Raw genomic sequence first — 24697 nt, forward strand, 5'->3', positions numbered from 1 at the left:
AGTGGAAAGGTTAGATTACAAAAGGAGCAGTCTTCCCGTGAACCGGAGAGTTCGCAGGAGGGCTGTTCTTTTTTTGGCAAATCTATGGACACGTGACGCCATAGGTGTATAATAGAAAAATTAATGAAGTCAACCGGAGGAGCTTATGGATAATCAAACTGTCAAGCTAGAAGATATCATCGTGGCCAGTCACGTGCTGAAGGACGTCGTCCATCATACCCCGCTGCAAAAAAACTTTATTTTATCGGAAAAATATAATTGCAACGTGTTTCTGAAGCGGGAGGATCTGCAGGTGGTCCGCTCGTTCAAAATCCGCGGCGCTTATAACTTAATACGCAGCCTGCCGGAGGACAAGCTGGCCAAGGGCGTCGTATGCGCTAGCGCGGGCAACCATGCCCAAGGTGTCGCCTTCTCGTGCAAAGCGATGCAAATTCAAGGCAAGATTTTCATGCCTACAACGACACCCCGGCAAAAAATTTCTCAAGTGAAGCTGTTTGGCGGCCCTTTCATTGAGGTGATTCTGATCGGCGATACGTTCGACGATTCCTTGAATGAAGCGGTGAATTATTGCGAAAGGGAAGGCATGCAGTTCATTCATCCGTTTGATCACCAAAAAATCATTGCCGGGCAAGGCACCGTAGGTCTTGAGCTGATGAACGATATGCGGGAGCCCGTCGATTTCGTCTTTGCGGGAATTGGCGGTGGCGGCTTGGCGGCCGGTGTAGGAACGTATATTAAAAGCATCAGTCCTTCGACCCGATTTATCGGTGTCGAGGCGACGGGAGCGCCATCCATGCGTCAATCGATCGATCAAGGCGAGATTGTGACGCTGACGGACATCGACAAATTCGTGGACGGGACAGCCGTGCGCCGTGTCGGAGAATTGACGTATGATATTTGCCAAAAGGTTTGTGATGACATTATCGTCGTGCCGGAAGGCAAGGTATGCACAACCATATTGGAGCTGTACAACGAGAATGCCATCGTAGCCGAACCGGCTGGAGCGCTTACCATTACGGCGCTGGATTTTTACCGGGAGCAGATCGCCGGTAAAAATGTCGTTTGTATCATCAGCGGAGGCAACAACGATATAGACCGGATGCAGGAAATCAAAGAACGGTCGATGATCTATGAAGGGCTTAAGCATTATTTTACCGTGGAGTTCCCTCAACGTGCCGGTGCTTTGCGTGAGTTCCTGGATGAAGTGCTCGGGCCGAACGACGATATTACGCGATTCGAGTATACGAAGAAGACGAGCAAGGAGAACGGGCCTGCGCTGGTCGGTCTCGAGCTTAAGCATAAGGAGGACTATGAGCCTCTGGTCGAACGGATGCGGCTTAAAGGCTTCAAGTTCGTCGAGCTTAACAAAAATCCCCATTTGTTTAATCTGTTGATTTGATATGGAGAAGGTTATTCAACAACCTGGACGCAGCTCAAGAGCTGCGTTTTTCTTTTTTATCTAAGGTTATGTTAAAATTTGGTATTGCTAGTTGATAATCAGGTAATCAATTTGTACACATAAGGAGATAAAGCTATGGAAAAAAACAAATTACTAAGAATGGACAATGTTGGCATCGTTGTAGAATCCCTTGATGACGCCATTTCTTTCTTCGAGGAGATTGGCTTGAAGCTCGAAGGGCGAGCTACTGTCGAAGGTGAATGGGCTGGCCGCGTAACCGGGCTGGGTTCACAGTGTGTAGAGATTGCTATGATGGTTACCCCAGATGGCCACAGCCGGATTGAACTTTCGCGGTTTCTCACGCCACCTGTTATATCAGATCACCGAACTGCTCCTGTAAATGCCCTCGGTTATCTGCGCGTCATGTTCACCGTTGAAGACATTGACGAAATGGTATCCAGACTCACTAAGCATGGGGCTCAGCTCGTTGGCGAAGTGGTTCAGTACGAGGACTCGTATAAGCTCTGCTACATTCGTGGAAGTGAAGGAATTCTAATTGGTTTAGCGGAACAACTCGGTAATAAATAAGTGACGGTTGAAGCCTGTGAACCCGTTTCACATTGCAGCCGATGCGATCGATTTTTTTGATTTTGACATCTATGCTCCTATTAAGCTGTAGCTGCTTTTATATCAAATAAAACCCTAGCCGTCCGACGGACAGCCAGGGTTTTGCATATCAATCTATTATTTTGCCCCCACTTGCTGCAAGTCCTGAACACCTTGGTAGATAGTCTCGAACAATTCTCCAAGATTCTCTTCCTCAATGCAGGAAAAGGCAACACGCAGATCCGTTTCGCCCAGGGCAATTGTGCCGACACCATACTTATCGAGCAGGTGGGTGCGGAGCGTTTCGGCATCAACGGTTTTCAGCTTCAAGCACATGAAGTAACCGGAGTTGAATGGGTAGTATTCCCAGACTCCATCGAATTTGCCGCTGTCCAGAATGCTTTTTACTTTGTTGGCGCGGCCCTTCATGATGAGGGATTTCTCATGCTTTTGCGCTTTGAAATCCGGGGAGTTCAGCGCGCGCAGGACAAAGGTTTGCGACGGATGAGGTCCGCTGGAAATGGTCGCGCGGATAATTCCCATCGTTTTTTGCTCCAAGGCAGCGAGCATAGCGTCGCTTTGACCGGCGTAAGTGATGAAGCCGACACGGAAGCCCCATACATACTCTTCCTTGGTCGCTCCGTCAATTTTGATAGACAGCACGCGAGGATGCAGATCGGTCAACTGGCCTGCCAGAGACTCAACCATCGAATCCTCGAAGAACAAGCCGAAGTAAGCGTCATCGGTTACCGCTACGACATTGATTCCTGCTTCCGCAGCATCCTTGATCGCCGCAACGATCTGCTTGCCTTCTTCAAGGCCAGGCGTATAGCCTGTAGGATTGTTAGGGAAGTTCAGGACGACAATCGCTTTACCCTTGCTTTTTTGAGCGAGCAGAGCTTCGCGAAGTCCTTCGGCATTAAATTTGCGCTCGCTGTTATAGAGCGGGTAATATACCATTTCCGTACCGCGGCGAATACCGAAGGTCAGCTCGTAGTTTTCCCAGTTTTTATCAGGAATGATGACGACATCGCCAGGACCTGCATACAGGTCGGCCACGATACTAAGACCGTGAGTCAACGCGTTCGTCGCAATCGGGTTCCCCAGGTTTTTGCCCTCCAGCGAAGGGTTTTCCTCGATCATTTTGGCACGCCAAGCGGCACGCAGCTCAGGCTTACCGGCAGGAGGAGCGTATTCGTAAATATCTTTGGGATCGTAGGCGGATAATGTATCTTGAATCACCTTCAGATGCATAGGCTTGCCATTCTCTAATGCAGTACCGATGGTGGCATTGAATTTCTTTGCTTTTTGCTTTGCTTCTGCGGATTGGCTTAGGATGCCAACCTTAGGAAAATAGATTTGCTTGCCCAGATCGGACAGCATTTCATACACATAAGGGTTTTCTTTGGCAATCGTATCGTTGAGCTGTTGCGCAAGAGGGTTCATCTCGCTCCATCCTTCCATTCATCTAACTTACATAAATTAATAGGCATAACATTAGGCAATATTATACCATTTTCGACCGAGGGAGTCACGGCTTCTTTCGGAAAATACCGAACCTTTTTCTGCCGCCCTTCGAACGATGTACGTGATTTGTTCCAAAAACGATAAAAAATGGGAGGACAATTGTTGACAATGTTTGAAGTTCCTCCGTATTGGTAGCGATGTACCCGGATTTATGTTACCATATACAGGGGCGCGGATGAACGTGATTCGTCTTTTTTTGCGAATTGAAACGTTTTATGGTTAATTGGACCATCAACATCGCTGCCAATTATTACTGAGGAGGCAATTATTGTTATGGAAATCCGCTACGCGACAAATCCGACGGAAACGAAATCGTACGATACGGACAAGCTAAGAAACGAATATTTGATCGAAGGGCTGTTTGTTCCAGGCAAATTGACTATGGTATACAGCCACGTTGACCGTTTTATTACAGGCGGCGTTATCCCAACTTCCGAGCCGATCAAACTCGAAGCGGACAAGCATGAGATGGGTGCTGACTTCTTTCTGGAGCGTCGTGAAATCGGGATCATCAACGTTGGACCTAAAGGCTCCGTTATCGTTGAAGGTACAGAATATGAATTGAATACTAGAGACTGCCTGTATGTAGGTCTTGGCAATAAAGAAGTAACGTTCAAGAGCGCTGACGCTTCGAACCCTGCACGCTTCTACTTCAACTCCACGCCAGCTCACAAGCAGTATCCGACTGTAAAAGTAGGTCTGGAAGAGGCTGAAACCGAGCACCTGGGTTCCATCAACTCGTCTAACGAGCGCGTTATTCATAGATACATCCACTTGAACGGCGTTCAAAGCTGCCAATTGGTTATGGGTATGACTTTGCTGAAGCCGGGCAACATGTGGAATACAATGCCTTGCCATACGCACAACCGTCGTTCTGAAGTATACTTCTACTTTGATATGCCGGAAGACGGCCTGGTGTTCCATTTCATGGGCGAGCCTAGCGAAACCCGTCACCTGGTTGTTCGCAACGAGCAAGCGGTTATCTCCCCAAGCTGGTCCATTCATTCCGGTGTTGGTACCAACAACTACACCTTCATCTGGGCTATGGCCGGTGAGAACCAAGTGTTCCACGACATGGACAAAGTAGATCCTAAGGATCTTCGTTAATCTGACAAGCGCATCAAGGTGCGTTGAAAAGACTGTTCCGCTCGACATTCATTTGTCCTGCGGGCAGTCTTTTTTTATTTGTTACAGGGCGGCCGGATTTTTCTCATTGTCAACGGATCGGGGCTGATGAGATAATGGGCTTGTGAGCAAGGGATAGAAAATGGGAGGAAACGGTCCGTAGACATCAGAAGAATCGTGAATCTGCAGCAAGAGAAGTCGTATATCATAGGCTCACGGTGAGTGCATAAGCCGATTTCCCTTACAAAGAATGAGGGGTTGATGAGCATGGCAAGTATCGTCAAAATCAGGGCCAGCGTGTTTATCGGGGGAATGAGCTGGCTGCCGGCAATTCTCGATCCGGAGACAGGAAACAAGCTGGAGTATGGAGCGGACATCCGTGGCTTCACTCCCCATGCGGTAAACACAGGACGTTCTCGCGTTGAGCAGGAGGTAAGCGTCGATTTTGCAAAGCAAAGGCTCGTCGTTCACGCCAACACCGGCTTAACGATCTTGCGGGTAACCGACACGGACGGTAAGGTGCAGTTTAAGGAAGGCAGGGCGGCTGTGGACGGGATCACCGTATCGAATGAAGTCTGGGGAGAGCATGAGGTTTCCTTCGTGATGAGAGCCAGCGTCAGCAATCCGTTAAGGCTTGACGCCCCGACTGTAGATTATCGTTTAGAGGTCACCGTGCATAAAGACGGCATTGCACATATCCGTGGTTCTCATGACGGCTTTCCATGCTATGAATTTTATAAACAGGTTGACTTTGGCGAGCATCAGCTTATTCACTCGCATCATTTTCTGGACACCGGAGATACGCCTCAGGCAATGGCCGGGGATATGGAATATCATTTCGAGAAGACCGTATAAATGAAACCGCCCCTCTGAACCCGTGCCAATGGGAGCAGAGGGGCTTTGAATGCGCCTGCTTAAAACGATTTCGCCTTGAAATGAACGACTGCGCTGTACAGCATTTTCCCGAGATTAGGGTCAAATACCACATGATGATCGATAGCGTAAACATCCAGCAGCAGCGCCTTGTTATTCTCGATTTGCTCCGAAATTTTTCGCTCCAGCGACTTCATATCGTAAGCTTCGAAAAACTCCACTTTGTTTTCAATCCGATCCAGACGGAACTCCATGACTTTCCTCTCCTACTACGGTTTTTACCATCTATTGTACCAGATATAAGATTAGGGACAAGACTTGTGCGGTAATGCTTTCTCTGAGCAGTACTCGAATGAGGGAACGATGACTCGCCCGGAAGATAGGTCTTCCTCCGGAGGAAGGACGCCTGTGCTTTGCCTCACGAAAAACACGTTGTCAATCCATGGAACGGGTGAGATAATAGGTCTCGTACGCCTTATTCTATATGAAAAGAGAGAACCCTCTCATGATCTACTTTCTGTTATTTTACACGATTGTCTATATGGGAAATGCAGTATACGGGACCTATATCCCGGTCTACTTCCAATCGGTAGGAGCCACTCCTGCACAAATAGGCACTTTGCTGAGCTTGGGGCCGCTAGTGGCCGTGCTTGCCCAGCCTTTATGGGGGATGGTAGGGGACCGGGCAAAAACCAAGAACTCTGTGCTGGCTTGTCTTCTTATCGGCAGCGGAGTTATGGTCCTGCTGTTTCCGCTATCTTCGGCGTTCTACTATTTGTTGATTATGGTATGTCTGTTTACTTTTTTCCAAACCTCTATCTTCGCGATCAGCGATGCCATTACCTTGGAGGAGCTGGACAAACAAAAGCGCTGGTCCTTCGGAGGCATCCGGTTGGGTGGAACGTTTGGCTTTGCCATGATGTCCATCGTGTTCGGCTATTTGGCCAAAATTCATATCGATTACCTGTTTCCCGTCTTTGCTGGGGTGATGCTGGCCTCTCTCTTGCTGTTAACGCGCTTTCCCAAAATATCGGGGTATCAGTCGGCGGGCAACAAAATGCAGATCTGGGTTCTGTTCAAAAACCGCAAATTAATGACGTACCTGGCCATTAATCTTGTACTGCAAATAACATTGGGGTATTATTATTCGTTCTTTCCCATCTATTTCCGTGAGCTTGGGGCCGATAATGCGATGATCGGCTGGTCTATGGTTATTTCCTCGCTCAGCGAAATCCCGTTTCTCCTGTTCGCCAACCGCTTGATGCAGCGCGTCCGGCTTATTCATATTTTATTGATTTCGAGCCTGGCTACTGCGCTGCGCTGGCTCAGCTTCTCGTTTACGGAAAATCCGTATTGGGTTCTTCCGGCTCAGGCGCTTCATGGACTGATTTTTATCGTCCTGACGGTTACGATGGCGATGTATATTAACCGGGAAGTACCGAAGGAGCTGAAAGCGAGCGGACAGACGCTAAACGGCTTGCTCAGTCTCGGAGTGGCAAGAATTATCGGCAGCTTTTTCGGCGGTTTCGCAAGCGAGGCTTATGGAATGCGCCATGTGTTTATGTTTAATGCCTGGATAGCGCTGGCCTGCAGCGCTTTTATCCTATGGATTAGCGTCAAAGAGAAGAGAGCGGAGGCAGCCGCATCGGGAGACAAAGGAGTGCTGAATCAGTGAATCGGATATTGGTAACAGGATATAAGGCGGCTGAGCTGGGCATTTACTCACTGAAGCATCCGGGAATTCCCATTATTAAGAAAGCGATCAAAAAGCAGCTTACCGCCCTGATGGATGAAGGGCTGGAATGGGTTATTGTCAGCGGTCAATGGGGTGTGGAGCTGTGGGCCGCCGAGGCGGTGTTAGAGCTTCAGGAAACCCATGAACAGCTGCAGTTGGCTGTCATCACACCGTTTCTCGAGCAGGAGGAGAATTGGAGCGACGAGAAGAAGAGCTTGTACGCAAGCGTGCTCCAGAGAGCCAATTACGTGAACAGCGTGACGAAGATGAAGTATGAGGGTCCATGGCAGTTTAAAGAGAAAAACAAATTTTTGCTGCGTAATTCAGACGGTATCCTTCTCGTTTACGATGAGGAGAAGGAAGGGTCCCCAAAGTTCATGAAAGAACAAGCCGCTGCACTGGCGAATAGACAGGCTTACCGCATCATCAGCATCACCGCCAATGACCTGCAAAATATTATTGAGGAGGAACAGATGGAGCAATACTAAAACCTTCTTCCCCCTCATAAGATAGTATCACACTTAGGGAAACTAAGTGCACATTGGAGGGATTCATATGGGAGAAGAATTTCAAAGGGATGAATTGCTGGTTGAAGAGGCTGCAGCGGAAGTGGAAGTGGTTGTAAGCGCTTCAGAAGAAGCCGAGGAAGAGGCAGTAGAGGAAGAGGTTGAGGAGGAAGCAGCTGAAGAGGCAGAAGCCGGCGAAGAAGCAGAAGATTCATCCGACGGGTCAGAAGAGTCAGGTTCAGAGGTTTCCGAATAGCGTATTGCTCCAAATCCCTTCTCCAAGAACACACATTCGACCTGTTCAGCGATGAACAGGTTTTTAATTTTGCTTCTTTTCTATGTATAATAGGGTTTGAAGGCAGTAAGGAAAGGATGAACCCTATAACTATGAACATCACCGATTACAGCGTGGAATTTGTAAAGGACCCGTTCGGCATTTTACCAGGCAAACGATATGAATTTGTCCTGGATATCGAGGTCGATGAGGAGGACGAGCTGTACTCCGACCAAGGCTTGTATGTCAGAGCTATCTACAGCGTGGAGGAAGCCGGATCGCGAATCGTGAAATATGAGATTTTCGAGAGAGGGACGGAGCGGTACCTCGAATTTGATATGGAAGATGAAGAAATCGCTTTGGTAGAGGCATTTTGCCAAGAGCATTACCATGAGGCTGAAGAAGCCTAACTGCATACGCCAAAATGAAAAGAGCAAGCCGGAAATTGAACCGGCAGCTCTTTTTTTCGATATAGGATAGTCGGTTCCGCCTAAACATCAGATCCTACAATTTCAGCAGGTGTCATGAGATTAGCCGAATCCGCCAGGGCTTATTCCTGCTTATTTTTGTGATGCGGACAATAGGCGTTCATCAAGGCTAAGGTTTCGGCGTCCCATGTGCCCCCGCGCTGCTGCAGCCCGTCAGTCACTTTAGTAAAACGGGGCTCCGTCAAATTTTGCCCTAATTTATATTTCGAGCTCATCTCGCTCACCTGGATGCGCACGACGCCTGTTGCTTTCAGCTGAGAAGCATAGTCGGAATCTGACGGATCGATAGGCTCATACCCTCCCTCCGGCTGAAGCTTGCGCATGAAAGCTTGAAGCGCTCCGGCCTTTTCCTCGGCATCCTCGACCATTTCGGCCGTACCCTTGATCAGAACCGATTTAAAATAAGCGGTAGCGGGACAAGCCAGCCTCGGATCTAGAAAGTAGGAAGGGATAATGGCATACTCCTTGGCAACGGCGAAGGTTACCCGGGCTTCGCGCTTTAGATTTTTCATTTTTTGCCCGATTTTGCTGCCGTGAAAATAAATGCGATCCTCGTAATACACGAAATTAAGAGGCGTCAGCTCAGGCCATCCGTCCTCTCCGATGGTGCCCAGAACCCCGAAGCTCATCTCCTGTAAAAATAACTCCGTCTCCTTCTTATCCATCATTTCAAATTCTTTTCTTCTCATGGTTCAACCTCCATTGCTCTATTGACATCTAGATTACGATTTTGGATTGACAATCGGAAAGCACCAATTTACATTATTTTTAATGTACCAATGCGAGTGGAGAGGATCGATAGCCATGCATTTTCAAATTCCTTATCACGGTTATGCGCTGAAATATTCGACCAAAATGCAGGCGTTGTATCATGCGTTGCGGGATACGATTGTAGAAGGGATACTGCCTTATGGGACCAGACTGCCCTCCAGCAGGGAGATGGCCGGCTTGTACGGGATGTCCCGCGGAACGGTTAATCAAGTGTACGATATGCTTGCTTCCGTCGGTTATGTAGTAAGCGAAGTCGGACGAGGTACCTTTATCTCCTATCGGGGGGAGGGCCCCAAGGAACCGGATACGGCAAAAAAAGAATACAGGCTCTCCGAATGGGGTCGTCGGCTGCTGGAGCAGTCCGGACCTGCAGCTCTGTACACACCGGCGCCGTCGGCAGCCGTAATGAAGGCAGATTTTGATACGCTCCACCCGGAATATGATGCGTTTCCGAAGGAAGAATGGAGCCGTTGTTTGTATGCCGCTTCCAGAGAATTGACCAAGGGAGACGGTCCAATGGAGCTTGCTCCGGCGCAGGGGGACGATGCATTAAGAGAGTGTATCGCCCAATACTTGCGCAGAGCCCGAGGCATTGCAGCTGTTAAGGAGCAGATTGTCATTGTGAACGGCTCCATGCAAGCTATTGCGCTTGCGGTCCAGATGCTCGTACAGTCGGGAGATAAGGTCGTCATGGAAAGCCCTGGATTCAGGGGAATTCCAAGAGCTGTTCACGCGGTGAACGGTATAGGCGTTGCTGTAGAAGTGGACAGGCACGGGATTGTCCCGGACGACTGGAATGCCAGGCTGCTGTTCGTGACGCCAAGCAGGCAGTATCCTACCGGCGCCGTACTAAGCATGGAAAGAAGGCAGCAGCTTCTTCAGTGGGCACAGGAGAAGGACGCCATTATTGTAGAAGATGACTATGACAGCGAGTTCCGTCATCGGGGGAAGGCGTTAGAGCCGTTAAAGGTATTGGACCGTCAAGAACGGGTTATCTATATAGGCAGCTTTACCAAAACGATGCTGCCAACCATTCGAATCGGCTATGCCGTCCTCCCGTTGCCGCTGGTCCTCCCCTTCGTGAAGGCCAAATCGCTGTATGAGCCGCTGCCTGCCGGCTTGCTGGAGCAAAAGGCGCTCGCAGGCTTCATGCAGAGCGGTCAGTATGAGAAGCATCTGCGCAGGATGAAGCGGGTGTACAGCCGCAAGTTTGAGTTTCTGCTCAAGCAGCTTCAAACGCATTTGTCCGAACCGTTCGATTGGGTGGAGAGCGATGCCGGGCTGCATATTTTTGGCTGGTGGCGAGGATCTGTGGGCCAATATGAGTCATTTCGTGACCGCTGCGCTTCAGCGGGCGTCCGCTGGTCGGAGATTGTTACCGGTAAAGCGGCGAAGCTTAAATATGGCGCTTGTTTTCACTTTCCTCATTTGCCGCAGGAAGCAATGGAATATGGGGTCCGGACCATGAAGGAGCTGGCCGCGGAGATATAAAGACAGGAAGGGGATTGATGATTTTTCCATGGAAGGAAATATATGAGGCCCTGTCGAAGTAACGTCTAAGATAAACCGTTTTCAAAAGGTCGGGGAGATGAGGCGCTTGAAACGATGGGCAATTGGCTTCTTGTTAGCGTTGACAGCGGCAGGGCCGGTCCTGTCTGCTGCTGCGTATGCGGAGGAAACCGGGATTCATGTCACAATCAATGGAGCACCCGCGTTGTTCGAAAGTACGCCGATCCTTGTTGACGGCCATGCCATGATTCCAGGGAAGGAGCTGCTTCCGTCATTTGGTGCCAGCTTCTCGTGGGCGGCCGGCAAACAAACCGTTATCGGCATGAAGAACGGGACCAGGATAGAGCTCGACATCGGCTCCCGGCAAGCAAGGGTATCCGGGCGGGCTTCGGAGATGAATGTTCCGGTGCAGCTGCAAGACGGAGAGCCATTGGTTCCCCTCCGCTTCGTCTGTAACGCGCTAGGGATGTATGTGCATTGGAACGAGGAGACCAGGACGATTTCTGTTGAAAACGACGATCCGCTGAACGGAAGAACGAAGCGGCAGATCGATGCGCGGATCCGGGCGTCTGCGCCGGTCTTTTCCGGAGCTGTTTTCGAGGAGAAGCCTCATATCACGGCTCCCCATAAACCAGGCAAGCTGAACACGGATTATGTGGAAGACGGGGTGAAAGCCGTCAATCTGATGCGTTATTTGGCAGGCCTGCCCGATGATCTGGTGCAGGATTCGTCCCTCAACGAGCAGGCTCAGTACGGAGCGGTGCTTCTGGCCGACTACGGCAAGCTGTCCCATACCCCCGGCAAGACGGCGGGCATGGATGAAAACTTTTATAAAAAAGGGTACTTATCCACGAGCACGAGCAATATTTACAGTATTTATGCCGCCAGCAGCGCCATTAAGCCGAGCAGCCTGTTAACCCGGACGGTTGCATCCTACATGAGCGACCATGACGATTCAAATCGGGCGACGGTCGGACATCGCCGGTGGATTCTGTACCCGCCGCTGCAAAAAATCGGCTTCGGGCTGGCGGAAGGGAGACGTTTCCACGATTATCGAACGTATTATTCCCCTATGCAGGTGTTTGATAAAAGCCGACCGGTCCCATTCGAATACGATATCATCACCTGGCCGGGAAAGGGTTACTTCCCGTTACCTTATTTCCAGGGAAGTGATCCTTGGTCGGTTTCCTTGAACCCGGAATTGTTCAAGAAACCGAATCTAGGGGATGTAACCGTTACGCTGACGCGTCTAAACGATCAAACCATCTGGACGTTGGATCAGGAGGATCAGGAAGGCCGGAACGGCGGCACTTACTTTAATGTCGATACTACCGCTTATGGCGTTCCTTACTGCATCATTTTTAAGCCGAATGACGGCATCCAATATATGGATGGAGACCGCTTCGAGGTTCAAATATCCGGATTAAAGGACAGACAAGGGAACCCGGCGTCAGTCAATTATCAGGTTGTCATGTTTGCAACTTGACTAACCCAACCGGTACAATCATGGGATAAGAACTGAATTTACAAGACCCATACCAATAACGAAGCAGGTGATCCCTTGTTACAACCGGTACCTATCATGGGGATTCCGTTCTCCCCTCTTGATTTGAACGAGACGCTGCAGCACCTTGCCGATCGGGTGAACAACCCCGGAGATTCTTTGTTTCATCTTATCACGGCCAATCCGGAATTCGTCATGACGGCCCTTCAGGACCGCGAATTCAAGCAAATTATGGACGCTGCCCACCTGATAACTCCTGATGGTATAGGAATCGTCCTGGCTTCCAGATGGAAAGGAACCCCGCTCAAGGAAAGGGTGACGGGGTACGATCTTTTGATCGGCTTGCTCGAGATGGGCAATGAAAGAGGCTATTCATTCTTTTTGCTGGGGGCAGATGAAGAGACGAGCCGACAAGCGGCGGACAACATTGCGGCACGCTATCCAGGGGTTCGCATTGCGGGGAGGCATCACGGTTTCTTTGGCAAGGAGCAGGAGGAAGCAATCGTTCGCACCATTCAAGCCGCCAAGCCCGACTTTCTGATCGTTGCGATGGGGGCGCCGTATTCGGAGAAGTGGATTACGAGGTACAAAACAAGCCTTCACGCCAAAGTAGCCTTCGGAGTCGGCGGAAGCCTCGATATTATTGCCGGAACTGTCAAGAGGGCACCGGTCCTATGGCAGAACCTCCATCTGGAATGGCTGCACCGGCTGCTGTCCAAGCCCTCGCTAAGATGGCGAAGGCAGCTTCTGCTGCCGAAGTTTGCCTGGAGAGTCGTTACGGGAAGAGGTTGAGCTTATAGATCGGAGTTAACTTATCCCCATCAAGCAATGGCCTTTGCTATGAAGCTGATTCGGTTAGTTTACGGGGAGCTAGCTCCGAATTTTATCCGTAGAAGCCGTGTCAACAAAGAAATCCTCCTTTCCGTACTTGCGGAGAGGAGGATTTTTTTAGCTTCTATGCCAGGCACCATATTGCTCCCGCTGCTTTAAGCGGATGCCTGCTGGTCCCATTCCTTCAGCTTCTTGTCCGAGGGAAGGAAGAAGGTCAACAGTCCGAGCAGCGGCAGGAAGCTGACCATTTGCATAACTGCCTCCAGATGAAACTTGTCAATCAGGCCGCCCAAGGCTACCGCTCCTAATGCTCCGAGTCCGAAGGCCATGCCGGTGATCAGTCCGGAGACCGTTCCGACCTTACCAGGAACAAGCTCTTGGGCATACACTACGGTCACTGAAAAGCTGGATAAAATAATAAGTCCATTGATCAACAAAATGACGTAGGCCCAAAATGCATTAGCATACGGCAGCACCAGCGCTAAAGGCGCGGAGCCGAGCATGGAGAAGAAAATCATATTCCGCCGTCCGAAACGGTCCGCAAGCGGCCCTCCGAGGAAGGTGCCGACGGCACCGGCAGCCGCAAACAGGAAGATGTAGATTTGCGCATGCTCCAGAGACAGGTTGAATTTCTCCATTAAATAAAACGGGTAGTAGGTCGATACCCCGGAATGGTACCAGGATCTGGCGAACACAAGAAAAATCAGCATCGTAAACGCAAAGGCGATCTGCTTCTTACGGGCCGGTCGGTTGGCATGTGCGGCGGATTTTTTGACCGGTCTCGGGTTTGCCGCCATATAACCGCTGTACCACCGCGCAATATACATTTGAACGGCTATGGCCAGTCCGGCCACAAGAACGAACCAAATGGCCCCTCGCTGTCCAAGAGGAGCAAAGATGAGCGCCGTCATGATGGAGGCCAGGGATTGTCCGGCGTTGCCGCCTACCTGGAAGATGGACTGTGCCAGCCCGCGCCGTGAGCCTGCAGCCATGTGTGCGACGCGCGAGCCTTCCGGGTGAAAGATGGCGGAGCCCAGCCCGACAAAAATGACGGATACGAGAATCATGCCGTAATTGGGCGAAAAGGCAAGGCCCAGCACCCCTAGGCATGTCAATCCCATTCCAAGTGGGAGCATGTAGGGGGAGGGCTTGCGGTCAGAATATAAGCCGATGGCCGGCTGCATAAGCGCAGAGGTCATGTTAAGGGAAAAGACGATAATCCCCGCTTGCATGTAGCTTAGTTGCATCGAATCCTTAAGAATCGGCAGGATGGCCGGAATAATCGACTGGATGGAATCATTGAACAAATGAACGATGCTTATGGCAAGTAAAATTCGCATGACAGTCGGCTTGAGACTGTGCTGCGGGGCCGATTGCAGTCTTGCGCCGGCGGCCTCCGTTCCGGATGATGCTGCTTGCATAATGGCTTTCTCCTCTGCTAGTACGATGATGTCAGGATGGCTGAATGGTTCCTAACGCTTCTCCCATTTTGACTTTGCTTCCGACATGCAGGTCGCTGCGGCTTAAGAACGTATCGCTCTCCATCAGCAGCACGACGGTGGAGCCGAACTCGAAGTAAGCGAGCTCATCCCCGCGCTGCAAGGTGTTGGGCAGCGGCTTCACGTACTGGATGCTGCTCACGTTCATCGCTCCGACCTTTACTACGGCCACTTCGCCGCCCTCATGCTGCATATAGGTGATCAATCTTTCGTTACGGCTCAATACTCTGCGCATTTGGCGCAAACCGAACTCGTTCACCGGATATACTTTGCCCGGGACGTGCTCTTTCTCGATAATGCTTCCGTCAATCGGGGTATGAATCCGGTGATAATCGGTCGGGCTCAAATATAGCACGAAATAAAATCCGTTCTGATAATTCACCGTACGAGGCGAAAAGTTAAGCAGCTCCTCAACGGTGTAATCTTGTCCCTTGACGTTAACGATCAAACCTTCTTCTATCGGTCCCATGCCGGTAATCGCTGCATCAACCGGACTGACGAGAGTATGCTCGGCAGTATTGACTGGACGCAGCCCGGATTTCAAACGTCTCGTAAAAAAATCATTCAGTGAAGCATACTCCGACAGATGCTTCTCGGCGTCTTGAACCGGAATGCCGTATATTTTGGCAAAGCGCGGGATCAATCCGCGGCTTGCTCGGGATTTCGCAAAGGATCCGGTTAACCGGGAGATCGACTTGCGGGAGGATAGCTCCGTCAGCAAGCGGAAAAAAGGTTTCATCATAACTGTTCATTCACCTATTTCTTCATAGTGTGGGTCTACCGAATATCTTGACACAGAACAGGGTCCAACGCAAGAAAAAAAGCATGGCCCTACAGGAAGGAAAGGGACATTTGCCCATACGCAAAACGGCGATGTTTCGGTGCCCAACCGGCTCCGGTATCGGCAAGTGAGGATTGCCGTCTCTTTTTGCGGACCGGATACCGCACATTTAGCCGTTGACTTTTATCCCAATCGTGCTAATATGATATTTGTCACTAGGGGAGCCGAAAGGCTGAGACTGGATCGATAGATCCTAGACCCTCTGAACCTGATCTGGATTGTACCAGCGTAGGGAAGTGGAGAACGTTAGAAGCGTGTTATCTACGTACATGCAGGCCACTTCCATGTTGTTGATGGAGGTGGCCTTTTCGCGTTGTCCTGTCAGAACAAGGTCTGGGCTGAGGCCCCGAGCATCATCATATTTAGAAAAAGGAGTGGATGGAAATGTCCAAAGGGTTAAAGCTAACCGACATCCTGGTCACCATCGTCATCGCAGTTGTGTTCGGCATCATTTATCGGTTATGGGGAGATGTGTCCAACGTCGTAAAGCTGGCGGGCTTGCAGCTGGATCAGCTTGTCTACGGGGTATGGTTTATGGCGGCTACGGTAGCGGCGCTGATTATCCGCAAACCGGGCGTAGCGCTGCTGGCGGAGGTGGCCGCGGCTTCCGGGGAGCTTCTTACAGGCTCGCAATACGGGATTGAATCCTTGACCTACGGGATTGCTCAAGGTTTGCTGGCCGAGCTGGTATTCGCCTTATTCCGATACCGCAGCTTCTCGATAACGACGGTTTCCCTGGCAGGGATCGGTTCGGCTGTCGCTTCGCTTGTTTTCGACGCGTTCAAAGGCTATTTGATCGATCTGCAAACCTGGAATTTGACGCTGTATTTTGCTTTCCGCATCGTCGGATCGATCTTCTTCACGGGGATGTGCGCGTACTGGCTGGTGAAAGCTCTGGAGGTTACCGGGGTGACACAGCTTGTCCGTCCGGTGAGCAGCGCAGATTACCAGGCCTTGGAGCGTAAGGGATGATGCAGCAGGAATGTGCATCAGTACATGGACTACGTCTCAAATTCGCCGGTAGTCCGACGCTTCTGTTCAACGATATTTCGTTCTCGGTTCAGACAGGGCAGAAGGTGCTGCTCCTCGGACCGAGCGGATGCGGCAAATCTACGCTGCTTCAAGTATTGACCGGGCTCGTTCCCAATGTGATCGAGGTCCCTGTCAAATTCGACGAGATTGCCATTCCTGCCTCATGGGGCTATGTATTTCAAGACCCGGATACCCAATTCTGCATGCCGTACGTAGATGAGGAAATGGCGTTCGTGCTGGAGAATCTGGGGGCTCCGCGGGAGGAGATGAGCGGCAGAATCAGCGACGGGCTGCGGCAGGTAGGACTCGAGCTTCCCGAGCTTCACATGCCCATTCAAGCGATGTCCCAGGGGATGAAGCAGCGTCTGGCGATAGCCTCCGTGCTTGCCCTGGAGCCGGAGGTTCTGTTCTTCGACGAACCGACGGCGCTGCTGGACCCGGAGGGCACCCGGCAGGTGTGGGATACCATCAAGGCTATAGGAAGGGACAAAACGATCGTTATCGTAGAGCATAAAATCGATGAAATCATCGGATTTGTCGACCGGGTCGTACTGTTCTCCCCCCAAGGGGATATCTTGGCGGACGGCCCGCCTGCCGACGTATTCGGTCAGCATAAAGAAAAGCTTAAGGAGTACGGGATCTGGTATCCGGAGGTATGGGATGATTACGTCTCCGGACCGGCTTACAGGTCGCTGCGGAATGCTGCAGAGGAGAAGCCTGTGCCAGCATCGGGATTGCTTAAGCTGAGCGATTTTAGCGCCTACCGCGGCAGGGAAGCGAAGCTGCGTGTCGAAAAAGCGGCGGCGAGCTCCGGCGAATGGATTGCTGTAGTGGGCGAGAACGGAGCGGGCAAGAGCACGCTGCTTCAAGCCCTGATGCAGCTCATTAAGACCTCGGGCGCTTACGAGCTGGCTGGACGCGGCGTTAAAGGCTTCAAGGATGTGGCGGATACTGCAGCTTACGTCTTTCAAAATCCGGAAATGCAATTTGTAACCCATTCCGTGCTGGATGAGGCGGCATTCGGGTTCCGCCGCGGGCGGAAGCCGGATGCCGAAAGGCTTGCGCTGGAGCTTCTGGCCGAGTTCGGTCTGGAGGCCCAGCAGAACCAGCACCCTTATCAATTATCGCTCGGACAAAAACGCCGTCTCAGCGTGGCGACGGCAATGTATCAGACACAGCGGGTTATTATGCTGGATGAGCCTACGTTCGGACAGGATGCAGCGAACACCTTCGCGATTCTGGAGAAGCTTGAGGCCTGGAGACGCCAGGGAACGACCATTATTATGGTCACGCACGATCTGGAGATCGTCCGGTGGTTCGCAACCCGGGTCTGGGTCGTGGAGCGGGGAAGGCTAGAAGCGGACACGACGCCGTCGCAATATTTGCAGAAGGAAGTGAAGGACAGTGGACAACTTATTAGCTTACGATGAAACCTGGCTGCACCGAGTGAATCCGAGCTTCAAGCTGCTGCTGTCGCTGGCCTTGTTCTTTGTCCTTCTCTTCACGGACAATCTTAATGTTCTGGTCAATCTGACCCTTGCCCAGCTGATTCTGCTGCTGTGCTTTTCGGGACAGCCTCTGCACCGGCTGCTGCTGATGTTCCTGCCGTTCGGACTGCTCTTCGTATCGTCCTCCATGTCCATGATGCTGTTCGGAAAAGGGGACACGACATGGATTCATTGGGGATTGATTCGGGTTACGGAGGAGAGCTCTTACCGCGGGCTTCATATCGGCTTGAAGACCGTCAACATGGCGCTTACAGGATTGACGTTTGCATTGACGACAAGGCCCGTCGCCTTGTTCTACTCGCTGATGCAGCAGTGCAAGCTGCCTGCGAAATTCGCCTACAGCTTTATGGCCGCCTTGCGGCTGATTCCCATCATGGCTGCCGAATTCCAGACGCTCGGCATGGCGCTGAAGGTGCGCGGCGTTAAAAGGCGCGCAGGTTTAGGCGGCGTGTATGAGACGCTAAGGCTCTACGCGATCCCTCTGCTGGCGCAGAGCATCCGCCGGGCGCAGCGTATTGCGGTTGCGATGGAGGCCAAGCGCTTCTCGGCTTCGCACCATCGTACATTTTATTATCGGATCGGATTTTCCCAGCGCGATGTCTATTTGCTTTTCTATTTGGTGCTGACGGTGTGCGCTGCTCTGTATTTGGGCCAGCATTTTCCTTATTTCCATGTAGGAGATGTAAGGTATAAAGTCGTCTGATCTTGACGATAGGATGTAAGCAAAATTAAAGGAGGAACCGCCATGAAATTTTCACAAGAGCTGCGTCAAGCAGTGGAGGACAGCTGGAATGCAAGCTTTCATCATCCGTTCGTTCAAGGAATTGCTAACGGCACCCTGCCGCTTCAATGCTTCCGTTATTATGTGCTGAACGATGCTTACTACTTATCCCAATTCGCCCGTGTACAGTCCCTTGGCGCGGCCAAAGCGGCCGACCTTGCCACATCTAACCGAATGACCGTTCACGCTCAAGGAACCTACAATGCGGAACTGTCGCTGCACGAAACATTCTGCAAACGAATGGGCATTACGGCCGAAGAACGTGCCGCGTTTCAGCCGGCGCCGACCGCTTACGCCTATACATCGCATATGCAGCGGGTAGCCTATAACGGGCATCTGGGCGACATTATCGCCGTCATTTTGCCGTGCTACTGGCTGTATTACGAGATCGGCGAGAAGCTTCAGGGATCAGCTCCGGAGGAGCCGATCTACCGCGAATGGATTGAGGCTTACGGCGGCGAATGGTTCCGGGAGCTGGTGCAGGAGCAGATCGATCGTCTGGACTCTATTGCCGCAGAGGTATCGCAGGCCGACCGCGATCGGATGAAGCAGCATTTTGTGATAAGCAGTCATTATGAATATTTATTCTGGGAAATGGCTTATACGCTTGAAGCGTGGCCAGCCTATAAATAAGAAAGAGTACCTGTATATCCCCTTGCGGTTAACAGTGAAAAGAGTTCATGCAATGCTGGACTTAACACTGTAGACCGGAGGGGATTTTTATGAGACGAGGAGCAATACTTTTTTTTGCAAATGATAGTGCTGTGACAGACCCCCTCCAAACATAAGAACTTGTGGGTGTGTGCACTTATTTTACAATCTCTATCAGGCCTTCTAATTTATTTATTTCGTAAGTAGGTTTAAAGGATGTAGTATTTTCCTTGTGCTTTGGATTGAACCAACAAGTATCAATACCATAGTTAATTCCGCCTTGAATATCAGAAGTCAACGAATCGCCTACCATTAGCACGTTGGATTTGTCTGTAATCTGAAGCTTATGAAAAGCATAATCAAAAATTTCTGTTTGTGGTTTTTGGAATCCAGTTAATTCAGAGATAATAATATGTTCAAATTTACCTCCTATAGGGGAATTATTAATTCTAGATGTTTGTACATCAGTGAAACCGTTAGTAATAATTGCTAAGCGTTTATACGAGAGATCTTTAATGACTTTTTCAGCTCCTTGGACGAGGTGCGATTGCTCTCCAAGAAACCCCAAATAATCTTGATTGAATAAAACTGCATCAATTTCAAGTTCATGTTCTAAAAATAATCTCTTAAATCTCTCTGAACCTAGTTCAACAAGGCTCAATTTTCCATTTTCTAATTCTCCCCATAACACTTTATTAATTTCTTGGTAACTCTTTTTGAACAGCCTTAAGCTATTTAATAGATTATATTTTTCAAGGACTTTTTTAAAAGCTTGTTTCTCCGATTTAGAAAAATCAAAAAGTGTATCATCTATATCAAAAAATATAATATCGTAATTCTTCATTTTGTCCCCCTATTTTCAAATCTAATTCATATATAAACTCCAAAATTGAATTCTTTATATTATGACCAAGCTGGTGATGAGAATCAACTAAAACTGGCTGACTTCATAATACGAAAGGCAACGATAGTTTTACTCCGCATTTGAAGTGATTCTAGTTTCCTACCCAACGCGATGTTTTACAAAAAAATAGTTTATAGCTAACGTAATATTGGAGATAGCATCCTAATAAATTGAAAATGGAAGCGCACACACCCTGGTCCATTCATCCAAGTCTAGGCAGCTGCCTGCAAGAGCTGCGGCGCAAAAAACGATGGGAGGCTGAGCGTATGAATGCCAAAGCGGTGGATTACAGTCGCATTGCCAATTCTCCTCGATTTAAAGCTTTAATCGCAAGGAAAAAACGATTTCTAGTGCCGATGTCTATCTTTTTCTTCGCTTATTACTTCGCGCTGCCCCTTTTAACCTCCTATTCCAAAGTGCTGAATGCTCCGGCCTTTGGCTCGGTGTCCTGGGCGTGGGTTTTCGCCTTTTCCCAATTCATTATGACTTGGGCGCTTTGTATCGCGTACTCCCGCAAGTCCAGCCAATACGATGCGATGATCGAGGAAATTACGAGAAATAAAGCGTCTTGAATCAGGTAACCGCACGGTGAAAAGCCGAAGGAGGAAAAAAGGATGAATACGTCAGCATTCATATTATTTTTGGGGATTGTGGCCATCACCTTGATCATCACCTATTATGCGGCCAAAAAGACCAATTCGACGAACGAGTTTTATACGGCGGGCGGGGGATTGACGGGATGGCAGAACGGATGGGCGATTGCGGGGGATTATATGTCGGCAGCCTCGTTTCTCGGTATTGCGGGAACGATTGCTTTATCAGGGTTTGACGGCTTCTTCTACAGCATCGGCTTTCTTGTAGCTTATCTGGTCGTTCTTTATCTGGTTGCTGAGCCGCTGCGCAATCTTGGGAAATATACAATGGCGGATATGATCGCGGCAAGGTTTAATAATAAAAAGATTCGCGGGGTCGCAGCGTTGAACACGATTACGATCTCGATCTTTTATATGATTGCCCAGCTGGTGGGGGCAGGGTCGCTGATTAAGCTGCTGTTAGGGTTGGATTACGTGACCTCCGTCTTGATCGTAGGGGCTTTGATGACGGTGTACGTCGTATTCGGCGGCATGCGTGCCACTTCGTGGGTACAGATTACCAAGGCGGTTCTTTTGATGGGGGGCACCTTCATCGTCTCGATCATCGTGCTGGCGAAGTTTCACTTCAGCATTACCGAAATGTTCGAGCAGATGAAGACGGCGACACCGCTGAAGGAAAGCTTCCTGAATCCCGGGAATAAATACAAGGTGCCACTGGATACGCTATCCTTGAACCTGGCGCTCGTGCTAGGAACGGCTGGCTTACCGCATATCTTGACGCGTTTCTTCACGGTGAAGGATGCGCCGACAGCAAGAAGCTCCGTCGTTCATGCAACCTGGCTGATCGGAATTTTCTATATTATGACGATCTTCCTTGGCTTCGGCGCAGCGGCCTTCGTAGGCTACGATAATATATTGGCCGCGGACAAGGGAGGCAATATGGCGGCTCCGCTATTGGCCAAAGCGCTTGGGGGCGACCTGTTCTTCGCCTTTATTTCGGCGGTAGCCTTCGCGACCATTCTTGCTGTGGTGACCGGACTGGTACTGGCTGCAGCCTCTGCCTTCGCCCATGACTTCTATACTCATATTATCCGTAAAGGAGATGCAAACGAGAAGGAGCAGATGAGCGTCGCTCGCTGGGCTTCCGTGGGGGTAGCGGTCGTTTCCATCCTGCTGTCGCTGTTTGCGCAAAAGCTGAATGTGGCGTTCCTCGTGTCCGTCGCCTTTGCTATTGCGGCAAGCGCGAACCTGCCCGTAATTCTGTTTACTATCTTCTGGAGACGCTTTAACACGGCAGGTGCAATAACCGGGATGCTGACAGGCTTGATCAGCGCACTCATTCTGGTTATTGTAAGCCCGAGCGTCTGGAGTCCCGAGCCGGGCAAGGCCATTCTGGTCGGGCAGGCGCTGTTCCCTTATGCGAACCCGGGCATCATTTCTATTCCGCTAGGCTTTCTAGGCGCGTGGATCGGCACTTGGCTGTCGCGTTCATCCGATTCGGCAAAATATGATGAAATCCTGGTTAAGGCACATACGGGGATGAAGCTGTAGAGCTGCAGCTGCATCAATCATTCATAGCAGGGGTGGCGAGATAAGAAGCAACAAGACCGAGCGCTGTACGCCCGGTCTTGTTGATGAACGCCCTGTTCTGCACGAACTATACTACATAGGGAGGTGGGGTATGCCTCGGAGGAGTTTACGTCCGCCTTTGAAACCCGTGAAAATACCGCTAAATATAATCACCTTTCACGGGTTTCAACAGCTATGGGCTTTGCGTAGCAAAGCCTGCTTCGGAAGCTTGGCTGGAGGGGCATGCCCCTACCGGAGTATGTTGGCAATAGTTCATTCAAACACTATAGGTTTCTCAATAAACTCGACCGAGCGGTATATGCCCGGTCTTTTTTTGCTTCCGAAGCATCCTTATCGCTTCTTCATTTCGAAAAACTCACAAGAGCTTCGCGAGTGGTAGGTCACATCGCTGACTCCCGCTTGCGTCACGATGAAGGAATCCGTAAAGCGGGTAATCACGACGCCGGAATCCACAATATGATCGTCCTGAAACACGCGTACTTTGGACTGACGGTCCATCGCTTCCTGAAAATCAGCATCGGTGACGAGTCGGCGGTTCATGGCCATGGGTCAGAATCTCCTATTGTATCCATATTTGAAAAGGCTATCGCCTATTATAACAGAAAAGAGGACGGGCTTGCAGACCTCGAGTGAAAAGCTCGTGACCCCATTTCCAACTTGTGGTATGTTGGATGGGCGGAGGCTTCGCACAATCGATAAGGGAGAAGGATAGGAATGAAGAAATGGGTTGCGCTATTGCTGCTGGCCTCTCTCTGCCTATATCAATATTTCAGCTTGAATACCGCGGATCAGGATCCGTTCCTGATTACGGACTACAGCAGGCTTCATCCGGTCAAGGTGGAGCGGGTCGTGCAGGGCCGCGAGGAGGAGCAGCTGGTTCATCTGCTGCAGGAAGCACGGGACAAGCATCTTACCGTATCCATCGCAGGCCAGCGGCACAGTCAGGGAGGTCATACCTATTATAAGGACGGTATTGTTGTCGACATGACATCATTTAATAAAATTATCTCCATGGACCTGCAGGCGCGAACTATCCGCGTTCAGGCCGGCGCGACGTGGAATGATGTTCAGGAGGCCGTCAATCCGTACGGACTGTCGGTCAAGACGATGCAGTCCCAGAATATTTTTACCGTTGGCGGGTCTATCAGCATCAATGCCCATGGAAGAGATATTCGCAATGGCTCCTTAATCAAAAGCGTAGAGTCGTTTCGCCTGCTGACGGCCGACGGCCAGGTGAAGCAGGTGAGCAGGACTGAGCATGCGGACTTGTTCCCTCTGGTTCTGGGAGGCTATGGATTGTTCGGCATTATCCTGGATGTGACCTTAACGCTTACGGAAGACGAAGTCTATAGGGTGTCAACGGAGAGGATGACGGTTGAGGATTACAGCGGATATTTTAGAAGCCAGGTTCAAGCCGACCCCGATATCCATATGCACATTGCCCGCATCTCGGTTGCTCCGGAATCGTTCCTTAAGGAAATGTATGCCATCAATTACAAGGTGGATAGGGAGCTTCCTCTTCGGCGGTATCAAACCTTGAAGACAACGGAGGATTGGGTGATACCGACCAAGCTGCTGTTTCAGATGAACCGCGCCTCGGACAGCGGAAAGAACATGTTCTGGCGGATGCAGCAGTGGTATTTCAACCGGCAGCAGCAGTCGGTCATCAGCCGAAACAATGCCATGCGGTCGGAATCGCAGTTCATGGAGTACAGGGAGGCGGGCAAAAATGACCTGCTTCAGGAATACTTTATTCCGGTCAATGAGTTTTCCTCTTTTGTCCAAAGCTTTGGGGAAGTGCTGAAGGACGAGCATTTGAATTTGCTGAACATTACGGTGCGTTACGTCAATCAGGATCGGGAAGCGGTTCTCTCTTACGCTCAAGAGGATATGTTCGCTCTCGTCTGCTTGTTTAACGTTCCTTTGTCGGGCGAAGGGCAGGCGAGATTCAAACAAAGCATTCAAAGTGTTATCGATCGGGTTATTGCCCACAAGGGGACGTATTATTTGCCGTATGCGGCGTATCCGAAGCAGGCGCAATTTGAAGCGGCCTACCCGCGTTCCCGCGAATTTTGGGACAAGAAATCCGAGTACGACCCCGAAGGGTTGTTTATGAATTATTTTTACCAACAATATAAGGGGGACTAGCC

Annotated in this window: 25 protein-coding genes and 1 riboswitch; of the genes, 18 read left to right on the forward strand and 7 right to left on the reverse strand. The window is 50.3% G+C overall.

Going from position 1 to position 24697, the window contains the following annotated elements; all coding sequences use genetic code 11:
* Nucleotides 1-145: 145 nt before the first annotated feature.
* Nucleotides 146-1399, forward strand: a complete 1254-nt coding sequence (ilvA, locus tag GGC63_RS21805) for a threonine ammonia-lyase IlvA (RefSeq protein ID WP_079909868.1) — start codon at nucleotides 146-148, stop codon at nucleotides 1397-1399.
* Nucleotides 1400-1534: 135 nt separating this feature from the next.
* A complete protein-coding gene (locus tag GGC63_RS21810; protein WP_192704103.1) occupies nucleotides 1535-1987 on the forward strand; it encodes a VOC family protein in 453 nt (150 codons plus the stop codon).
* Between the two features lie 156 nt (nucleotides 1988-2143).
* Here GGC63_RS21810 and GGC63_RS21815 read toward each other — a convergent pair whose 3' ends face one another.
* Nucleotides 2144-3451 (reverse strand): aminotransferase class I/II-fold pyridoxal phosphate-dependent enzyme, encoded by a 1308-nt coding sequence (locus GGC63_RS21815; RefSeq protein WP_192704104.1) that lies wholly within the window; start codon nucleotides 3449-3451, stop codon nucleotides 2144-2146.
* A gap of 354 nt (nucleotides 3452-3805) precedes the next feature.
* On the opposite strand from GGC63_RS21815, the gene kduI reads away from it, so the two are divergent.
* Nucleotides 3806-4639, forward strand: coding sequence for a 5-dehydro-4-deoxy-D-glucuronate isomerase (gene kduI / locus GGC63_RS21820; protein WP_179135954.1), 834 nt, complete (start codon nucleotides 3806-3808; stop codon nucleotides 4637-4639).
* Nucleotides 4640-4924: 285 nt separating this feature from the next.
* On the forward strand, nucleotides 4925-5512 hold the full coding sequence (locus GGC63_RS21825) for a DUF3238 domain-containing protein (protein ID WP_192704105.1): 588 nt from the start codon (nucleotides 4925-4927) through the stop codon (nucleotides 5510-5512).
* 59 nt (nucleotides 5513-5571) lie between these two features.
* On the opposite strand, the gene GGC63_RS21830 is transcribed toward GGC63_RS21825, so the two are convergent.
* On the reverse strand, nucleotides 5572-5784 hold the full coding sequence (locus GGC63_RS21830; protein WP_192704106.1) for a YrzA family protein: 213 nt from the start codon (nucleotides 5782-5784) through the stop codon (nucleotides 5572-5574).
* Nucleotides 5785-6014: 230 nt separating this feature from the next.
* Here GGC63_RS21830 and GGC63_RS21835 point away from each other — a divergent pair, with 230 nt between their 5' ends.
* From GGC63_RS21835 to GGC63_RS21850, 4 genes are all read left to right on the forward strand, one after another.
* Nucleotides 6015-7205, forward strand: a complete 1191-nt coding sequence (locus tag GGC63_RS21835; protein ID WP_264082114.1) for an MFS transporter — start codon at nucleotides 6015-6017, stop codon at nucleotides 7203-7205.
* Nucleotides 7202-7753 (forward strand): SLOG family protein, encoded by a 552-nt coding sequence (locus GGC63_RS21840; protein WP_079909875.1) that lies wholly within the window; start codon nucleotides 7202-7204, stop codon nucleotides 7751-7753. Before GGC63_RS21835 ends, GGC63_RS21840 begins: the two co-directional genes overlap by 4 nt.
* A gap of 67 nt (nucleotides 7754-7820) precedes the next feature.
* A complete protein-coding gene (locus GGC63_RS21845; protein WP_192704108.1) occupies nucleotides 7821-8027 on the forward strand; it encodes a hypothetical protein in 207 nt (68 codons plus the stop codon).
* Between the two features lie 131 nt (nucleotides 8028-8158).
* On the forward strand, nucleotides 8159-8455 hold the full coding sequence (locus tag GGC63_RS21850) for a DUF6509 family protein (RefSeq protein WP_079909877.1): 297 nt from the start codon (nucleotides 8159-8161) through the stop codon (nucleotides 8453-8455).
* A gap of 140 nt (nucleotides 8456-8595) precedes the next feature.
* On the opposite strand, the gene GGC63_RS21855 is transcribed toward GGC63_RS21850, so the two are convergent.
* The gene (locus GGC63_RS21855) at nucleotides 8596-9222 is read right to left on the reverse strand and encodes a pyridoxamine 5'-phosphate oxidase family protein (RefSeq protein WP_192704109.1); all 627 of its coding nucleotides are present in this window, start codon (nucleotides 9220-9222) and stop codon (nucleotides 8596-8598) included.
* 115 nt (nucleotides 9223-9337) lie between these two features.
* On the opposite strand from GGC63_RS21855, the gene GGC63_RS21860 reads away from it, so the two are divergent.
* The 3 genes from GGC63_RS21860 (at nucleotide 9338) to GGC63_RS21870 (ending at nucleotide 13109) form a co-directional block, all read left to right on the forward strand.
* Nucleotides 9338-10795: a PLP-dependent aminotransferase family protein gene (locus GGC63_RS21860; RefSeq protein WP_192704110.1), complete on the forward strand. Its 1458-nt coding sequence runs from the start codon at nucleotides 9338-9340 to the stop codon at nucleotides 10793-10795.
* A gap of 106 nt (nucleotides 10796-10901) precedes the next feature.
* The gene (locus GGC63_RS21865; protein WP_192704111.1) at nucleotides 10902-12299 is read left to right on the forward strand and encodes a stalk domain-containing protein; all 1398 of its coding nucleotides are present in this window, start codon (nucleotides 10902-10904) and stop codon (nucleotides 12297-12299) included.
* Nucleotides 12300-12374: 75 nt separating this feature from the next.
* Nucleotides 12375-13109: a WecB/TagA/CpsF family glycosyltransferase gene (locus tag GGC63_RS21870; RefSeq protein ID WP_225948402.1), complete on the forward strand. Its 735-nt coding sequence runs from the start codon at nucleotides 12375-12377 to the stop codon at nucleotides 13107-13109.
* 194 nt (nucleotides 13110-13303) lie between these two features.
* Here GGC63_RS21870 and GGC63_RS21875 read toward each other — a convergent pair whose 3' ends face one another.
* Nucleotides 13304-14569 carry an MFS transporter gene (locus GGC63_RS21875; RefSeq protein ID WP_192704112.1) on the reverse strand — a complete coding sequence of 422 codons (1266 nt, stop codon included), beginning with the start codon at nucleotides 14567-14569 and terminating at the stop codon, nucleotides 13304-13306.
* A 31-nt stretch (nucleotides 14570-14600) separates the two neighbouring features.
* Complete coding sequence (asd, locus tag GGC63_RS21880) at nucleotides 14601-15389, reverse strand: archaetidylserine decarboxylase (protein WP_192704113.1); 789 nt, start codon at nucleotides 15387-15389, stop codon at nucleotides 14601-14603.
* 246 nt (nucleotides 15390-15635) lie between these two features.
* A riboswitch (TPP riboswitch) is annotated at nucleotides 15636-15740 on the forward strand.
* Nucleotides 15741-15872: 132 nt separating this feature from the next.
* Between asd and GGC63_RS21885 the strand changes: the two genes are divergently transcribed.
* From GGC63_RS21885 to tenA, 4 genes are read left to right on the forward strand one after another with little or no spacing between them, the layout of a single operon-like run.
* The gene (locus GGC63_RS21885; RefSeq protein WP_192704114.1) at nucleotides 15873-16460 is read left to right on the forward strand and encodes an ECF transporter S component; all 588 of its coding nucleotides are present in this window, start codon (nucleotides 15873-15875) and stop codon (nucleotides 16458-16460) included.
* Entirely contained in the window at nucleotides 16457-17950 is a 1494-nt protein-coding gene (locus GGC63_RS21890) for an ABC transporter ATP-binding protein (protein WP_192704115.1), read from the forward strand. Before GGC63_RS21885 ends, GGC63_RS21890 begins: the two co-directional genes overlap by 4 nt.
* A complete protein-coding gene (locus GGC63_RS21895) occupies nucleotides 17925-18731 on the forward strand; it encodes an energy-coupling factor transporter transmembrane component T family protein (protein WP_192704116.1) in 807 nt (268 codons plus the stop codon). The genes GGC63_RS21890 and GGC63_RS21895 overlap by 26 nt, the downstream gene beginning before the upstream one ends.
* Nucleotides 18732-18773: 42 nt before the next feature.
* Entirely contained in the window at nucleotides 18774-19442 is a 669-nt protein-coding gene (gene tenA / locus GGC63_RS21900; RefSeq protein ID WP_192704117.1) for a thiaminase II, read from the forward strand.
* 175 nt (nucleotides 19443-19617) lie between these two features.
* Here tenA and GGC63_RS21905 read toward each other — a convergent pair whose 3' ends face one another.
* On the reverse strand, nucleotides 19618-20304 hold the full coding sequence (locus GGC63_RS21905) for a YjjG family noncanonical pyrimidine nucleotidase (protein WP_192704118.1): 687 nt from the start codon (nucleotides 20302-20304) through the stop codon (nucleotides 19618-19620).
* Between the two features lie 326 nt (nucleotides 20305-20630).
* On the opposite strand from GGC63_RS21905, the gene GGC63_RS21910 reads away from it, so the two are divergent.
* Complete coding sequence (locus tag GGC63_RS21910) at nucleotides 20631-20936, forward strand: DUF485 domain-containing protein (RefSeq protein WP_192704119.1); 306 nt, start codon at nucleotides 20631-20633, stop codon at nucleotides 20934-20936.
* 42 nt (nucleotides 20937-20978) lie between these two features.
* Nucleotides 20979-22508: a cation acetate symporter gene (locus GGC63_RS21915; RefSeq protein ID WP_079909890.1), complete on the forward strand. Its 1530-nt coding sequence runs from the start codon at nucleotides 20979-20981 to the stop codon at nucleotides 22506-22508.
* 369 nt (nucleotides 22509-22877) lie between these two features.
* Here GGC63_RS21915 and GGC63_RS21920 read toward each other — a convergent pair whose 3' ends face one another.
* Nucleotides 22878-23093: a hypothetical protein gene (locus tag GGC63_RS21920; RefSeq protein ID WP_079909891.1), complete on the reverse strand. Its 216-nt coding sequence runs from the start codon at nucleotides 23091-23093 to the stop codon at nucleotides 22878-22880.
* A 168-nt stretch (nucleotides 23094-23261) separates the two neighbouring features.
* Here GGC63_RS21920 and GGC63_RS21925 point away from each other — a divergent pair, with 168 nt between their 5' ends.
* Nucleotides 23262-24695 carry an FAD-binding oxidoreductase gene (locus tag GGC63_RS21925; protein WP_192704120.1) on the forward strand — a complete coding sequence of 478 codons (1434 nt, stop codon included), beginning with the start codon at nucleotides 23262-23264 and terminating at the stop codon, nucleotides 24693-24695.
* The last annotated feature ends 2 nt before the right edge of the window (nucleotides 24696-24697 follow it).

It is taken from the genome of Paenibacillus sp. OAS669, assembly GCF_014873645.1.
GTDB classification, from domain to species: domain Bacteria; phylum Bacillota; class Bacilli; order Paenibacillales; family NBRC-103111; genus Paenibacillus_S; species Paenibacillus_S vulneris.

Excerpts from the sequence above, each read along its gene's own strand:
- ilvA (WP_079909868.1), top strand. The coding sequence starts at position 146 with ATGGATAATCAAACTGTCAAGCTAGAAGATATCATCGTGGCCAGTCAC.
- GGC63_RS21810 (WP_192704103.1), top strand. The coding sequence starts at position 1,535 with ATGGAAAAAAACAAATTACTAAGAATGGACAATGTTGGCATCGTTGTA.
- GGC63_RS21815 (WP_192704104.1), bottom strand. The coding sequence starts at position 3,451 with ATGAACCCTCTTGCGCAACAGCTCAACGATACGATTGCCAAAGAAAAC.
- kduI (WP_179135954.1), top strand. The coding sequence starts at position 3,806 with ATGGAAATCCGCTACGCGACAAATCCGACGGAAACGAAATCGTACGAT.
- GGC63_RS21825 (WP_192704105.1), top strand. The coding sequence starts at position 4,925 with ATGGCAAGTATCGTCAAAATCAGGGCCAGCGTGTTTATCGGGGGAATG.
- GGC63_RS21830 (WP_192704106.1), bottom strand. The coding sequence starts at position 5,784 with ATGGAGTTCCGTCTGGATCGGATTGAAAACAAAGTGGAGTTTTTCGAA.
- GGC63_RS21835 (WP_264082114.1), top strand. The coding sequence starts at position 6,015 with ATGAAAAGAGAGAACCCTCTCATGATCTACTTTCTGTTATTTTACACG.
- GGC63_RS21845 (WP_192704108.1), top strand. The coding sequence starts at position 7,821 with ATGGGAGAAGAATTTCAAAGGGATGAATTGCTGGTTGAAGAGGCTGCA.
- GGC63_RS21850 (WP_079909877.1), top strand. The coding sequence starts at position 8,159 with ATGAACATCACCGATTACAGCGTGGAATTTGTAAAGGACCCGTTCGGC.
- GGC63_RS21855 (WP_192704109.1), bottom strand. The coding sequence starts at position 9,222 with ATGAGAAGAAAAGAATTTGAAATGATGGATAAGAAGGAGACGGAGTTA.
- GGC63_RS21860 (WP_192704110.1), top strand. The coding sequence starts at position 9,338 with ATGCATTTTCAAATTCCTTATCACGGTTATGCGCTGAAATATTCGACC.
- GGC63_RS21875 (WP_192704112.1), bottom strand. The coding sequence starts at position 14,569 with ATGCAAGCAGCATCATCCGGAACGGAGGCCGCCGGCGCAAGACTGCAA.
- asd (WP_192704113.1), bottom strand. The coding sequence starts at position 15,389 with ATGATGAAACCTTTTTTCCGCTTGCTGACGGAGCTATCCTCCCGCAAG.
- GGC63_RS21885 (WP_192704114.1), top strand. The coding sequence starts at position 15,873 with ATGTCCAAAGGGTTAAAGCTAACCGACATCCTGGTCACCATCGTCATC.
- GGC63_RS21890 (WP_192704115.1), top strand. The coding sequence starts at position 16,457 with ATGATGCAGCAGGAATGTGCATCAGTACATGGACTACGTCTCAAATTC.
- tenA (WP_192704117.1), top strand. The coding sequence starts at position 18,774 with ATGAAATTTTCACAAGAGCTGCGTCAAGCAGTGGAGGACAGCTGGAAT.
- GGC63_RS21905 (WP_192704118.1), bottom strand. The coding sequence starts at position 20,304 with ATGAAGAATTACGATATTATATTTTTTGATATAGATGATACACTTTTT.
- GGC63_RS21910 (WP_192704119.1), top strand. The coding sequence starts at position 20,631 with ATGAATGCCAAAGCGGTGGATTACAGTCGCATTGCCAATTCTCCTCGA.
- GGC63_RS21915 (WP_079909890.1), top strand. The coding sequence starts at position 20,979 with ATGAATACGTCAGCATTCATATTATTTTTGGGGATTGTGGCCATCACC.
- GGC63_RS21920 (WP_079909891.1), bottom strand. The coding sequence starts at position 23,093 with ATGGCCATGAACCGCCGACTCGTCACCGATGCTGATTTTCAGGAAGCG.
- GGC63_RS21925 (WP_192704120.1), top strand. The coding sequence starts at position 23,262 with ATGAAGAAATGGGTTGCGCTATTGCTGCTGGCCTCTCTCTGCCTATAT.